General features: G+C 70.9%; 10 protein-coding genes. All 10 read right to left on the reverse strand.

What is annotated here, in order from left to right; genetic code table 11:
• Positions 1–35: 35 nt before the first annotated feature.
• Positions 36–1,406, reverse strand: coding sequence for a ThuA domain-containing protein (locus OHS71_RS07485; protein ID WP_328478055.1), 1,371 nt, complete (start codon positions 1,404–1,406; stop codon positions 36–38).
• Positions 1,407–1,417: 11 nt separating this feature from the next.
• Complete coding sequence (locus OHS71_RS07490; RefSeq protein WP_328478057.1) at positions 1,418–3,916, reverse strand: PQQ-dependent sugar dehydrogenase; 2,499 nt, start codon at positions 3,914–3,916, stop codon at positions 1,418–1,420.
• A gap of 201 nt (positions 3,917–4,117) precedes the next feature.
• Positions 4,118–5,116 carry a sugar phosphate isomerase/epimerase family protein gene (locus OHS71_RS07495; protein ID WP_328478059.1) on the reverse strand — a complete coding sequence of 333 codons (999 nt, stop codon included), beginning with the start codon at positions 5,114–5,116 and terminating at the stop codon, positions 4,118–4,120.
• Positions 5,117–5,137: 21 nt separating this feature from the next.
• Entirely contained in the window at positions 5,138–6,346 is a 1,209-nt protein-coding gene (locus OHS71_RS07500; protein WP_328478061.1) for a Gfo/Idh/MocA family protein, read from the reverse strand.
• A gap of 294 nt (positions 6,347–6,640) precedes the next feature.
• Positions 6,641–7,702, reverse strand: a complete 1,062-nt coding sequence (locus OHS71_RS07505; RefSeq protein ID WP_328478063.1) for a substrate-binding domain-containing protein — start codon at positions 7,700–7,702, stop codon at positions 6,641–6,643.
• Between the two features lie 17 nt (positions 7,703–7,719).
• Positions 7,720–8,736, reverse strand: coding sequence for an ABC transporter permease (locus OHS71_RS07510; protein WP_328478065.1), 1,017 nt, complete (start codon positions 8,734–8,736; stop codon positions 7,720–7,722).
• On the reverse strand, positions 8,733–10,313 hold the full coding sequence (locus tag OHS71_RS07515) for a sugar ABC transporter ATP-binding protein (RefSeq protein WP_328478067.1): 1,581 nt from the start codon (positions 10,311–10,313) through the stop codon (positions 8,733–8,735). The genes OHS71_RS07510 and OHS71_RS07515 overlap by 4 nt, the downstream gene beginning before the upstream one ends.
• Positions 10,314–10,457: 144 nt before the next feature.
• Positions 10,458–11,639, reverse strand: a complete 1,182-nt coding sequence (locus OHS71_RS07520; protein WP_328484435.1) for an ROK family transcriptional regulator — start codon at positions 11,637–11,639, stop codon at positions 10,458–10,460.
• Between the two features lie 276 nt (positions 11,640–11,915).
• Entirely contained in the window at positions 11,916–12,593 is a 678-nt protein-coding gene (locus OHS71_RS07525) for a GntR family transcriptional regulator (protein ID WP_328478069.1), read from the reverse strand.
• Between the two features lie 226 nt (positions 12,594–12,819).
• Positions 12,820–13,767 carry a beta-ketoacyl-ACP synthase III gene (locus OHS71_RS07530; protein ID WP_328478071.1) on the reverse strand — a complete coding sequence of 316 codons (948 nt, stop codon included), beginning with the start codon at positions 13,765–13,767 and terminating at the stop codon, positions 12,820–12,822.
• Positions 13,768–13,896: the final 129 nt, after the last annotated feature.

Raw genomic sequence — 13,896 nt, forward strand, 5'->3', positions numbered from 1 at the left:
CGGGCGGGGGTCCGGCGTCCCCCGCCCGCCGCCGTTCAGCCGCCCTCGACGGGCAGTTCCTTGATCCGGACGTCGCGGAAGGACACCTGGTCGTCGGCTCCGTGGTTCTGCAAGCCGAGGTGTCCGTCGCGCAGACTCCGCGACGGGTCCGTGTTGGTGAAATCGTTGATCTTGACGCCGTTGAGCCAGACCCGCAGACGTTCGCCCTCCACCCGGATCTCGAAGGTGTTCCACTCCCCGGGCGGGTTCAGCGCACGGTCCCGTTTCTTCAGGTCCGCGGAGGCGAAGCCGTACACCGAGCCGGTGGTCTTCTCCGGGACGTCCGTGGCGTCGATCTGGATCTCGTAGCCGTTGTCCACGGCGGACCACGGGTCGTCCGACGGCGGGAAGCCCACGAACACACCGGAGTTGTCGTCACCGGAGTCGCCCGGACCGCCGACCGTGGTCTTCCAGTCGAGCTTCAGGGAGTACGCCCCGAAGCTCCGACCGGCGTACCAGAGGAGGCCCATGCCGCCGGTCGACGTCAGGGTGCCGTCGTCGGACAGGGTGAAGGAGCCGGGCCCGGCCTGCCGCCAGCCTTCCAGGGTGGTGCCGTCGAAGAGCGGACGGTATCCGTTCTCCGGTCGGCAGTCCGCCTGCACCTCGGCGGCCGCGTACCGGATACCGCCCAGCAGATGACCGCGGAACGCCGGATCCGCGTAGGACTCCTTCGTGTGGCCGCCGCCGGTGTAGAAGGCGCGGCCGCCCTGATAGGGCCGGCACCAGGCGATCGGGTGATCGCCGTTCATGGTGCCGCCCGTGTAGGAATCCTCGTCGAGCGAGGCCAGGACGTGCACCTCCTCGCGTGGGTTGGAGCGGTAGTCGTACCACTCGTCGGTGCGGTTCCAGGTGCGGGCGAGGCCCGAGGTCGCCGGGTGGGCCCGGTCCTCGACGACGACCCTCGCGGGCTGGATCGCCGGGTGCGAGCGGAACCAGGCGCCGACGAGCCCGCCGTAGAACGCCCAGTCGTACTCGGTGTCGGTCGCCGCGTGGACCCCGACATAGCCGCCGCCTTGCCGGATGTACGCCTCGAACGCCCGCTGCTGGGCCGCGTCGAGGACGTCTCCGGTCGTCGACAGGAACACGACGGCGTCGTAGCGCCGCAGGTTCGCCGGCGTGAACGCTCCCGCGTCCTCGGTGGCGTCGACTGCGAAACCGTCCGCCGCGCCGAGTTCGCGTACCGCGGTGACGCCGTCCGAGATCGAGTCGTGGCGGAATCCGGCGGTCTTGGAGAAGACCAGCACCCGTTTTCCGTTGCCCGGTTTCCCGCCGTCACCGGAGTGTGAGGCGGCGGGGCCCGAGACACCGCCGAGGAGCAGCGCCGCACCCGCGGCGACGGTGGCGATGGCGCGAAGTCTGCGTGTCATGTGCCCTCCTCTCAGCCGGTCGTGAAGGTGAAGTCGTCCACGTCGAAGAGGGCGCCGGAGCCGCCCTTGAAGACGAGGTGGAGCGTGGTCGTGCCGCGCGGTGCGCGGGACAGGTCGGCGCTGACGTCCTGGAAGTCGTCCCAGCCGCCGGTCACGGGGACGGTGGCCTTGCCGAGCAGGGTGCCGGTCGGCGAGCCGGTGCGGATCTCCAGCGTTCCGCCGGCGCCGCCCGAGGAGACGCGTGCCGTGATCTTCTTGGCGTTGCCGACGACGTACGGCGTGAAGGAGATCCAGTCGCCGTTGTCGATGTCACCGACCGTCCTGCCGCCGTGGGCTGCGTCCTTGGTGATGACGGAGACACCGGAGGAGCCGCCGAAGTGTTCGGCCTGCCGGTGGCGGGGCTGGAGGACGCTCTGGTCGTGCGAGGTGAGCGGGACCTGGCCGCCGCCTCCGCCGTCGGTGTACTGGGCGTCGAGGACGCCGAAGATGTCGGCGTCCTCGTCATGGCCGCCGTCGGCGCTGGTCCGGAGCGTGCCGCTGCACCCCTTCGCCGAGGTCACCGGGTGTCCGTGGCTGTCGTGGCCGAGGATGAAGGTGACCTCGACCCTGGAGCAGTCGACCGCCTTGCCGTCCTCCGGGTCGGTGACCCTCACCTTGAACGGGATCGCGTCACCGAAGCTGAACAGCTGCCCGTCCCCGGGTGTCTCCAGCACCACCTTCGGGGCCGTGTTCCCCACCACGATCTGCACGCTCGCGCTGCCGGTGCGACCGGAGCCGTCCCCGGCGGTCAGGGTCGCGGTGTACGTGCCGTTCTTCCTGTACCTGTGCGTGGGGTCGGCCGCCGTCGAGGTGCCGCCGTCGCCGAAGTCCCAGCGGTAGGTGACCGCGTCGCCGTCCTGATCGGTGGTGCCGGCGGAGGAGAAACGTACCTTCAGAGGGGCCTGGCCCGAGGTGCGGTCGGCCGCGGCCTGGGCGACCGGGGAGTGGCCGTCGGTGGCGTTCTCGATGCGGTACAGACCGGAGTGCTCGTCCCCGCCGAACCAGGCGGTGCCGTAGTCGAGGACGTACAGCGCCCCGTCGGGACCGAACGCCATGTCCATCACCTGGGTGCCGGTCCACGGGACGGGACTGATCGACTGCACGGAGCCGTCGGCGTCGCTGGCGATCCGTTTGATCCAGCGGCGGCCGAACTCTCCGGCGAAGAAGTTCCCGTCGTACGCCTGCGGGAACTTCACGGGCGAGTCGAGGGCGGCGTCGTAGTGGTAGACCGGACCGCCCATCGGGGATTCGGAACCGTCGCCGAACTCGGGCACCGACGCTCCGTCGTAAGGGATCCAGGCGGACTGGGCCGGGGGCAGGTCGGTGAGCCCGGTGTTGTGCGGCGAGGTGTTCTTCGGGGCGGCGCAGTCGAAGGGGGCGCCGGAGACGCCGGTCGCGAAGTCGTAGGCGGTGTACGGATCGTTGTCCCCCGTGCAGAACGGCCATCCGAAGTTGCCGGGAGCGGTGACACGTGCGAACTCGACCTGTCCGGCCGGTCCGCGAGCCGGGTCGGCCGCACCGGCGTCGGGGCCGTAGTCGCCGACGTAGAGAATGCCGGTCGCCCTGTCGACGCTGAAACGGAACGGGTTGCGGAAGCCCATCGCGTAGATCTCGGGCCGTGTCCGGTCCGTACCGGGTGCGAAGAGGTTGCCGTCCGGGACGGCGTAGGAGCCGTCCGGGTTCACCTTGATGCGCAGGATCTTGCCGCGCAGGTCGTTGGTGTTGCCGGCCGAACGGCGGGCGTCGAAGGCGGGGTTGCGTCCGTCGCGTGCGTCGATGGGCGTGAAGCCGTCCGACTGGAAGGGGTTGGTGTCGTCCCCGGTGGACAGGTAGAGGTTCCCCGCCGCGTCGAAGTCGATGTCTCCGCCGACATGGCAGCACAGGCCGCGTGAGGCGGGCACGTCGAGGATCTTCGTCTCGCTCGCGGTGTCGAGCGTCCCGTCCGTCCTCAGCACGAAGCGGGAGAGTCGGTTGACTCCGTCGAAGGGTGCGAAGTCGGCCGCCGTCCCGGTTTCGGGCGCGTCGCCCGCCGGGGTGTTCAACGGCGGTGCGTAGTAGAGGTAGATGAAGCGGTTGGTCGCGAACGCCGGGTCGACTCCGACGCCTTGGAGACCCTCCTCGTCGTGGGAGTAGACATCGAGTGTGCCGGCCAGCCGCGTGTTGCCGGCGGCGTCGGTGAGCCGGAGCTCGCCGTCGCGCGAGGTGTGCAGCACGGACCGGTCCGGCAGCACGGCGAGCGACATGGGCTCGCCGACCTCGGTCTCGCCCTTGGCGAGGGTGACCTGCTGGAAGTCCTCGGCCACCGCGGCCGCCGGGTCGGCGACGGCTGCGCCGGCCCGGGGTACGGCGAGGGTGAGTGACGCGCCGGCCAGCAGGGCGCCGCTCAGCAGGGCGACGGTCTTGCGCAGCCAGGGGCGCCGCCTGTGCGTCTCGGCTCTACGGGTACCGGTGGTGGGGTCGTTCCCGTGCACGGATGCCTCCAGAGTGGGGCTGGTCGTACGGGCGGTTGCGTGCGCCGGGATGCGCCGTCATCCCGGTGACTGGTGGGTGGTGACTGGTGGGTGGTGCGTGGTGAGTGGCCGGATCGCGCCGTGGGGGACACGGTCGGGTCGGTGGCCCGGGTGGGCCGGTCGGCAGGCGCGGCTGGGATCAGCTCGCGCGGAGCGCGGGGTTCAGTTGCCGAACGCCGCGTCGAAGGAGGCCGACGGCGGCTCGAAGTCGTAGGCCCGCAGACGGTTCAGGGCCTCGGGGGCGCCTTGGAGCCGGTCCATGCCGGCGTCCTCCCATTCGACGGAGACCGGGCCCCGGTAGTCGATGGAGCGCAGCATGCGGAAGACGTCCTCCCAGGGGACGTCACCGTGGCCCGCGGAGACGAAGTCCCAGCCGCGTCGCGGGTCGCCCCAGGGCAGATGGGAGCCGAGGCGCCCGTTGCGGCCGTCGAGACGCTTGCGGGCCTCCTTGCAGTCCACGTGGTAGATGCGATCACGGAAGTCCCACAGGAAGCCGACCGGGTCGAGGTCCTGCCACACGAAGTGGCTGGGGTCGAAGTTGAGGCCGAAGGCCGGTCGGCGGTCGACCGCTTCCAGGGTGCGTACGGTCGTCCAGTAGTCGTAGGCGATCTCGCTGGGGTGGACCTCGTGCGCGAAGCGCACGCCCTGCTCGTCGAACACGTCGAGGATGGGGTTCCAGCGCTCGGCGAAGTCCTCGTAGCCGCGCGCGATCATCGACTCGGGCGCCGGCGGGAACATGGCGACCAGATGCCAGATGGCGGAGCCGGTGAAGCCGATCACCGTGTCGACGCCGAAGGCCGCCGCGGCCCTCGCGGTGTCGGCGATCTCCGCGGCGGCCCGCCGGCGGACGCCCTCCGGCTCACCGTCGCCCCAGATGCGCGCGGGCAGGATCGCCCGGTGGCGTTCGTCGATGATGGCGTCGCAGACCGCCTGCCCGACCAGGTGGTTGGAGACGGCCCAGCACTTCAGACCGTACTTGTCGAGAAGCTGGTGGCGGGACTTCACGTACCCGGGGTCGGCGAGTGCCTTGTCGACCTCGAAGTGGTCTCCCCAGCAGGCGAGTTCGAGTCCGTCGTAGCCGAAGTCGCGGGCGAGGCGGCAGACCTCCTCCAGGGGCAGGTCGGCCCACTGGCCGGTGAAGAGTGTGAACGTACGAGGCATGCTCCGGGCCCTCCTTGGTCCTCAGTCGGCGATCGGGGTGTAGACGGAGTTCTTCTCGGCGCTCTCCTCGACGGCCGCCAGGACGCGCTGGACCTGGAGTCCGTCGGCGAAGGAGGGTTCGGGGCGGCGGCCCTCGGCGACGGCGAGCACCAGGTCGCGGGCCTGGTGGACGAAAGTGTGCTCGTATCCGAGGCCGTGGCCCGGCGGCCACCAGGCGTCCAGGTAGGGGTGGTCCGGTTCGGTGACGAGGATGCGGCGGAAGCCCGCGTGCATCCCGGGCTCGGTGGCGTCGTGGAACCAGAGTTCGTTGAGGCGTTCGAGGTCGAAGGCCAGCGACCCGCGTTCGCCGTTGAGTTCGAGACGCAGCGCGTTCTTGCGCCCGGTGGCGAACCGGGTCGCCTCGAAGGAGGCGAGCGCCCCGGAGGCGAAGCGGCCGGTGAACAGGGCGGCGTCGTCGACGGTGACCGTGCCGCTACCGTCCGCGGAGGCCGCGCTCAGGCCGCTCGTCGGCCCTGCGGGCAGCGGCCGCTGCCGCACGAAGGTCTCGGTGATCGCGGAGACGCCCGCCAGCCGCTCCCCCGACAGGTGTTGTGCGAGGTCGACGATGTGCGCACCCAGGTCGCCGAGGGAACCGGAGCCGGCCAGCTCCCTGCGAAGCCGCCAGGTCAGCGGGAACTCCGGGTCCACCAGCCAGTCCTGAAGGTACGTCACCCGCACGTGCCGCAGCGTTCCCAACCGGCCCTCGGCGACCATGCGACGGGCCAGGGCGGTGGCCGGGACCCGGCGGTAGTTGAAGCCGACCATGGCCAGCTGCCCCCGCGCGAAGGCGCTCTCGGCGGCCCGGGCCATCGTCTCCGCCTCCTCCACGGTGTTGGCGAGGGGTTTCTCGCACAGGACGTGCTTGCCTGCGGCCAGGGCCGCCACGGCGATCTCGGCATGGGAGTCACCGGGGGTGCAGATGTCGACCAGGTCGACGTCGTCCCGGGTGATCAGAGCGCGCCAGTCGGTCTCGGTCGCCGCCCAGCCGTGCCGGTCCGCCGCGGCCCGCACGGCGGAGGCGTCCCGGCCGCAGATCACGGCGAGGACCGGGCGCCGGGGAAGGTCGAAGACCCGGCCCGCGGTGCGCCAGCCCTGGGAGTGGGCGGCGCCCATGAACGCGTATCCGATCATCCCCACGCGGAGCGGCCGCTTGCCGGCCTCCGGTCCCGCCGACTGATACGGCTGTTCCATACGGTGGTCCTCCTTGTCGTCGTGGCACGGTGGGGGGTGGGACACCGGCGGGCGCACGGGCGGGACCGTCCGGCGGATCACCAGGGGGAGCCGGTGGCGGCCGACGGGCCCGATCCGGTCCTGCGGGTCGGCACGCGTGCGTGGGGCAGCCGCCCGCCGCGTGCAGCCCGTGCCCCGTGGCCACGTCGTTCGGCAGGCCGTGGCCCGCCGGCCCACTGCCGACGGCCCGGTGGGTACAGGCCCCCGTGGCCCCGGGCCCGGTGGCGCGCTCCCGCCCACCGGACGGAGCGCGCCCTACTTGAAACCGGTGGACATGTACTGGTCGACGTTGGTCTTGTCGACGACCGCGGAGTAGAGGGTGATCGAGGCGGGGATCTCGTACTCGGCGAGGCCGCCGATGCCCTTGCCCTGGCCGAGGGCGCGGGCGAGGTCGATCGCGGAGCCGGCCATGGTCGGCGGGTAGAGGACGGTGGCCTTGAGGACACCGTTGTCCTGCTTGATGGCCTGGAAGGCGGCGAGCGCGCCGGCGCCGCCGACCATGAGGAAGTCGTCACGTCCGGCCTGCTCGATGGCGCGCAGCGCCCCCACGCCCTGGTCGTCGTCGTGGTTCCACAGTGCGTCGAACTTGGACTGCGCCTGGAGGAGTTGAGCCATCTTGGCCTGCCCCGACTCGACCGTGAACTCGGCGGCCTGCCGGGCGACCTTCTTGACGTTGGGGTAGTTCTTGAGGGCGTCGTCGAAGCCCTGGGTGCGCTGTTTGGTGAGTTCCAGGTTGTCCAGGCCGGCCAGCTCGATGACGCGGGCGTCGGCCTTCCCCTTGAGTTTCTCCCCGATGTAGTGGCCGGCGTTGAGACCCATGCCGTAGTTGTCGCCGCCCACCCAACACCGGTAGGCCTGAGGGGTGTTGAAGATCCGGTCGAGGTTGACGACGGGGATGCCCGCGCGCATCGCCTTGAGTCCGACCTGGGTGAGGGCCTTGCCGTCCGCGGGCAGTACGACGAGGACGTCGACCTTCTTGTTGATGAGGGTCTCGATCTGGCCGATCTGCTGGGCGGTGTCGTTCGAGCCCTCGGTGATCTCCAGGGTCACGTCGGAGTACTTCTTCGCGCGCTTCTCGGCGTTGTCGTTGATGGCGTTGAGCCAGCCGTGGTCGGCCTGCGGTCCGGCGAAGCCGATGGTGACCTGCTTGCCGGGCTTGTCGTCGGCGGCCGGCTGGTCCTTCGCGGCCGGCTCCTCGTCCTTGGAATCATTGCTGGTGCAACCCGCAAGGAAAGTACCGGCGGAGACCGCGGCGGCTCCGAAGAGCATTCCTCTGCGACTGGTGAAGCGGTGCGTGAAAGGTGTCGGCTCTGGCATGGCGGTGAACCCTTTCCTCAGGTCGTGCTCGCGGTACGGCGCTGGACCAGCACGGCGGCGACGATGATCGCGCCCTTGGCGATCTGCTGGACGTCGCTCTGTAGGTTGTTCAGGGCGAAGATGTTGGTGATCGTGGTGAAGATCAGCACCCCCAGCACGGATCCGGTGATGGTGCCGCGCCCACCGCTGAGCAGGGTGCCGCCGATGATCGCGGCCGCGATGGCGTCGAGTTCGTAGAGATTGCCGTTGGTGTTCTGGCCCGAGCCGGACAGGATGATCAGCAGGAAGGCGGCGATGCCGCAGCACAGCCCCGACAGCAGGTAGAGGTACAGCCGCTGACGCCGTACGTCGATACCGGCGAGCCGGGCGGCCTCCGCGTTGCCGCCGACGGCCACCGTGCGGCGACCGAAGGTGGTGCGGTTCAGCACCAACCAGCCGATGACCGTCACGATCGCGAAGACGATCACGAGCGGCGGGACGCCGAGCACATACGCGTCACGCTCGCCGAGGTTCAGGACGCCGTCCACGGTGACGATCTGCGTCCGGCCGTCCGTGATCTGGAGCGCCAGTCCGCGGGCGGAGGCCAGCATGGCGAGCGTCGCGATGAAGGGCACCATCCCGCCGTACGCGATGAGCAGACCGTTGACGAGGCCGCAGCCCACTCCGACGATCATCGCCGTGAAGAGGATGCCCACGAACCCGTAGTCCTGGGTGGCGACCGTGGTCGCCCACACCGATGCCAGTGCGACGATCGCGCCGACCGAGAGGTCGATGCCCCCGGAGGTGATGACGAAGGTCATGCCCACGGTGACGACACCGATCACCGACCCCTGGGTGAGGACGAGTTGCAGGTTGCGGGTGTCGAGGAACTCGTCGGGTTTGGTGATTCCGCCGATCACGACGAGCGCGGCGAGCACGCCGAGCAGGGAGAGGGTGCGGACGTCGGCGCGGCCGAGCACGGTGCGCCAGGCGGGGAGCGGGATCTGCGGCACCTTGCCGGTGCTGTCCCGCGGCGGGGAGACGGGCTGCGTCATGACGCCGGGCTTCCTTCCATGACGAGATCGAGTACGCGGTGTTCATCCAGCTCCCGGGCCGGCGCCGTGTGGACGACGCGGCCCTCGCGGAGCACCAGTACGCGGTCGGCCAGGCCGAGGACCTCGGGGACCTCGCTGGAGACCAGCAGTACGGCGAGACCTTCGTCGGCCAGTCGGCGGACCACTGCGTACAGTTCGGCGCGGGCGCCGACGTCGACGCCGCGTGTCGGCTCGTCGAGGAGCAGGACCCGGCATCCACGCAGCAGCCAGCGGGCCAGGACGGCCTTCTGCTGGTTGCCGCCGGACAACGTGCGCACGGGGGCGGAGGGGTTGTCGGGGCGCAGGGACAGCTCACGTGTCGCCGCCCGCGCCGCCTCGCGTTCGGCACGCCGGTCGATCCAGCCCCCGCGCGAGAAGCGGGACATGGAGGAGACGGACACGTTTCGGGTGACGGACTCCAGCATCAGCAGGGCCTGTGCCTTGCGTTCCTCCGGCGCGAGCCCGAGCCCGGCGCGTACGGCGGCGCGCACGCTGCCCGGACGCAACGGGGTTCCACCGATGAGGACTTGGCCTTCGCTCGGCTTTCGCGCCCCGTAGATCGTCTCCAGGATCTCCGAGCGACCCGAGCCGACCAGTCCGGCGAGTCCGACGATCTCTCCGGGCCGCACGATCAGGTCGAGGGGCGCGAACTCGCCCTGCCGGGCCAGTCCCCGCACCTCCAGCACCGGTGTCCCGCTGGTCCCGGCATCGCTCACGCCCTGGAACCCGGCCCCGCCGCAGGCCGCGGCCGCGGCTGTGACCACGTCACCCGAGCGCCGCTCCGGGAAGACGTACTCGACGTTGCGTCCCGTCATCAGCGCGACGACCTCGCGGGTCGGGGTCGTCTTCGCCGGCAGTCCCCCGGCCACGGCGCGGCCGTCCTTCAGTACGGTCACGCGGTCGCCGATGCGCCGGATCTCCTCCAGCCGGTGCGAGATGTAGACGACGGCGACCCCGTCGGCGGTCAGGTCGCCGACGATGCGGAACAGGTTGTCGACCTCGTCCGGGTCGAGGGCGGCGGACGGTTCGTCCATGACGATGAGGCGTACGTCGTGGGAGAGCGCCCGCGCCATGGAGACGATCTGCTGCTGTGCCGCCGACAACTCGCCCACCAGTCGGGCCGGGTCGATCTCCGCATGCCCGAGCCGTAACAGCAGGGCGGCCGTTGCCGCCCGGGCCGTCTTTCCCCGTACGACGAATCCGGCGGCCGTGGGTTCATGCCCCAGATGGACGTTCTCGGCCACCGACAGGTGCTCCACCAGGTCGAGTTCCTGGTAGATGGTGGCGATCCCGAGGCGCATGGCGGCGATCGGCGAGCGCAGGGTGACGGGATCGCCCTGCCAGCGGATGACGCCGTCGTCGGGCTGGTGGGCGCCGGCCAGGACCTTGATGAGCGTGGACTTCCCGGCGCCGTTCTGGCCGAGCAGGCAGTGCACCTCGCCGGCCTGGACGGCGAGGTCGACGCCGTCCAACGCCCGTACTCCGGGGAAGGATTTGGTGATGCCGGACATGCTGAGCAGGGGTGGATTCGTTGCCATGTGGGTTCCCCTCGGCGGACGTGCGGGCCGGACTCAGGGCAGAGCAGGTCGTTGGTCCCAGGGCGGGACGCCGTACGGCGGATCGGGACGGGACAGGGCAGGGCGGAGCGACGTCGTGCTGTGAGACCGTGTCGGGCTGCGGGTCTACGCGGGTGAGAACAGGTGGTCGCTGATCAGCCGGGCCGCGCCGATGACACCGGCGGTGGGGCCCAACTCCCCTAGGACGATGGGCAGATTGCCGGTCGCGAGTGGCAGTGACTGGCGGTACACCTGGGTACGGATCGCGGCGAGCAGGGTGTGGCCGAGGCCGGTCACCCCGCCGCCGATCACCACCAGGCCGGGGTTGAAGAACGAGACGAGTGCGGCGATGACCTGACCGACGCGGTTGCCGCCTTCCCGGATCATCTCCAGGGAGGTGGCGTCTCCCGCGGCGGCCGCGGCGGCGACGTCGATCGCGGTGAGAGCGCCGCTCGTCGCCAGCCGTGCCGCGAGTTCCGCGGACAGGCCCTGCTGGGCCGCCTCCAGCGCGTCACGGGCCAGGGCCGCGCCGCTGAAGTGGGCCTCCAGGCAGCCCCGGTTGCCGCAGGCACACGGACGGCCGTCGGGCACGGCCTGGATGTGCCCGATGTCGCCCGCGCTGCCGGTCGTACCGCGGTAGACCTGACCGCCGACGACGATGCCGCAGCCGATTCCGGTGCCGATCTTCACGCACAGGAAGTCGGCGACGGTGCGGGCGACGCCCGCGTGCTGCTCCCCCATGGCCATGAGGTTCACGTCGTTGTCGACCATCACCGGGCAGCCGAGTTCCTGGCTGAGCGCCTCCCGCACGGGGAAACCGTCCCAGCCGGGCATGATCGGCGGCGCCACCGGCACCCCTTCGGGGAAACGGACCGGACCGGGTACGCCGATGCCGGCGCCGTCGAAGCCCTCGGCGAGTCCCGTCGCCCTCAGCTTCACGGCCATGGACAGGACCTGCTCGAAGACCGCGACCGGTCCCTCGCGGACGTCGAGGGGCTGGTTGAGGTGTCCGAGCGTCTCCAGTTCGGCGTTGGTGACCGCGACGTCGACCGAGGTCGCGCCGATGTCGACGCCGAGGAAGCGCAGTCCCGGATGGAGGCGGACGTTGTGCGAGCGGCGGCCGCCGCGCGAGGCGGCGAGTCCGTCGGCCACGACCAGCCCCGTCTCCAGGAGCCGGTCCACCTCCACGGCCAGTTTGGACCGCGACAGGTCGACCTGGTCACCCAGTTGGGCGCGGGAGTTGGGGCCGCCGTCCCGCAACAGCTTGAGCAGACGGGCCTGGTGAGCGTTCGCGGGGCGTGCCGTCATACGTCTCACGAGCCCCTCCCGCCTCAGTTCGGCCACCAGTGTCGGGCTTTCGAAGGGAACGTAGCAGCGCCCGCCGAACCTGGGAAGAAGCTGTGCATGGATTGCCGTCAACTTTCTCCACTCGCAGGACAAAGCGTCGGACCGAGGCATACCGAACCGGCCGGGACCCCTTCACGGGGCCCCGGCCGCAGAAGTACCGCGTTCGGAGTGGGGCGGCCGGACGGTCGGACCGCGTGCCGACGGCCGGCCCCGGTGGGACGTACGCCCGGAAGGGGCTCAGGACTCGGCGCGGGCGTGATACGAGCGTCGGGTGTGCTCGGTGTGCTCCCGCATCAGCCGGGTCGCCGCCTGCTCGTCACGGGCGACGATCGCGGCGATCAGGTCCCGGTGCTCGATCCATGACTGGTGGCCGCGCCGGCGGGCCACCGGCGTGTGGTACCAGCGCACCCGGCGATCGACCTGGGCCGCGAGTTCCGCGAGGACCGCGTTGCCCGCGAGCTCGATGATCTTCGCGTGGAAACGGGCGTTCAACGCGACCGCGGTGTCCACGTCGTCATCGGCCACGGCCAGCATGCCCTGCGCCAGGATCTCCTCCAGGGCCTCGATGCCGGCCTTGTCCGCGTGCGCCGCCGCCAGTCGCGCGGCCTCCGCCTCCAGCAGCGTACGGACGGTGAGGAGCTGGTCCGCCTCGTCCTCGGTCGGCTCGTGCACGAACGCGCCCTGGGCGGGCCGCAGATCCACCCAGCCCTCGGTGTTGAGCCGCTGAAGCGCCTCGCGCACCGGCTGCCGTGAGACGCCGAGATGGGTGGCGAGTTCGCTCTCGACGAGGTGCTGGCCGGGCTGGAGGGCGCGCGTCGTGATGAGTTCGAGCAGCGCCTCGTAGACACGGTCGCGCAGCGGGCCGGGCCGTTCGAGTCTGGGCACCGCACCCTGCGGCAGTCCTCTCGACAACATCGGTCGGTCCCCCTCCTGGGCGACACCGGGCAACTGCGACCGGAAAGCCACCATCGATTGACGTACTCGGCCGGCCGCAGCCGATCGACCGTCCTGGGCCGGGTATCGATTGTCTTTCGTCTACAGTCTACGGCGCGCAGGAGCCGGAGCCCGGCCCAGTCGATCGCGTCACCCTATGCCGCGCACCCCCCGCGCCCTTCCCTCCCGGCGGCACCCCGCCCTTCGCTCACGGGCAGCGCACGACCTGGCCCGCATAGGACAGGTTGCCGCCGAAGCCGAACAGCAGTACCGGGTCGCCCGTGGAGACGGCGCCGCGCTCGACCAGCTTGGAGAAGGCGAGCGGGATGCTGGCGGCCGAGGTGTTACCCGATTCGGTGACGTCACGGGCGACCACCGCGTTGACGGCGCCGATCTTCTGCGCGAGGGGTTCGATGATGCGCAGGTTCGCCTGGTGCAGGACGACGGCGGCGAGGTCCTCGGGGGTGAGGCCCGCCCGCTCGCAGGCCTTCCGCGCCAGGGGCGGCAGCTGGGTGGTGGCCCAGCGGTAGACGCTCTGCCCCTCCTGCGCGAACCGCGCCGGCTGCCCCTCGATGCGCACCGCGTGCCCCATCTCGGGCAGCGAACCCCACAGCACCGGCGAGATGCCGGGCTCGGCGCCGTCGGGACAGGCCTCGACCACGGCGGCGCCCGCGCCGTCGCCGACGAGCACACAGGTGGTGCGGTCGCTCCAGTCGGTCACCTCGGACATCTTGTCGGCGCCGATGACCAGGGCGCGGGTGGCGGCGCCCGCCCGGACGGTGTGGTCGGCGGTGGCCAGCGCATGGGTGAAACCGGCGCAGACGACGTTGATGTCCATCGCGGCCGGCTGCGGGATACCGAGACGGGCGGCGACCCGGGCGGCCATGTTCGGCGAACGGTCGACGGCCGTGGAGGTCGCGACCAGCACCAGGTCGATGTCGCCCGGCGCGAGGCCGGCCGCCGCGAGCGCCTTGGCGGCGGCGTGCGCGGCCAGCTCGTCCACGGGCTCGTCGGGGCCCGCGATGTGGCGCGTGCGGATGCCCACTCGGCTCCTGATCCACTCGTCACTGGTGTCGACCAGGCCCGCCAGGTCCTCGTTGGTGAGTACCTTGGCGGGCTGGTAGTGGCCGACGGCGGCGATGCGCGAGCCGTTCATTGGGGGGTCCCCCTCGTTGCCTTGGGTAGCGGGATCCACCAGTCTGATCAGTGACTCACGGGTACGAGGGCGCGTGAAGCGACAGGAAACGCGTTCTGTGGTTGTCGGCTTCCCCATAGCCCTCGGACG

This window comes from Streptomyces sp. NBC_00377, assembly GCF_036075115.1.
In the GTDB taxonomy this organism is placed as follows: Bacteria; Actinomycetota; Actinomycetes; order Streptomycetales; family Streptomycetaceae; genus Streptomyces.

Excerpts from the sequence above, each read along its gene's own strand:
- OHS71_RS07495 (WP_328478059.1), bottom strand. The coding sequence starts at position 5,116 with ATGCCTCGTACGTTCACACTCTTCACCGGCCAGTGGGCCGACCTGCCC.
- OHS71_RS07525 (WP_328478069.1), bottom strand. The coding sequence starts at position 12,593 with ATGTTGTCGAGAGGACTGCCGCAGGGTGCGGTGCCCAGACTCGAACGG.
- OHS71_RS07510 (WP_328478065.1), bottom strand. The coding sequence starts at position 8,736 with ATGACGCAGCCCGTCTCCCCGCCGCGGGACAGCACCGGCAAGGTGCCG.
- OHS71_RS07520 (WP_328484435.1), bottom strand. The coding sequence starts at position 11,639 with ATGACGGCACGCCCCGCGAACGCTCACCAGGCCCGTCTGCTCAAGCTG.
- OHS71_RS07485 (WP_328478055.1), bottom strand. The coding sequence starts at position 1,406 with ATGACACGCAGACTTCGCGCCATCGCCACCGTCGCCGCGGGTGCGGCG.
- OHS71_RS07515 (WP_328478067.1), bottom strand. The coding sequence starts at position 10,313 with ATGGCAACGAATCCACCCCTGCTCAGCATGTCCGGCATCACCAAATCC.
- OHS71_RS07500 (WP_328478061.1), bottom strand. The coding sequence starts at position 6,346 with ATGGAACAGCCGTATCAGTCGGCGGGACCGGAGGCCGGCAAGCGGCCG.
- OHS71_RS07530 (WP_328478071.1), bottom strand. The coding sequence starts at position 13,767 with ATGAACGGCTCGCGCATCGCCGCCGTCGGCCACTACCAGCCCGCCAAG.
- OHS71_RS07505 (WP_328478063.1), bottom strand. The coding sequence starts at position 7,702 with ATGCCAGAGCCGACACCTTTCACGCACCGCTTCACCAGTCGCAGAGGA.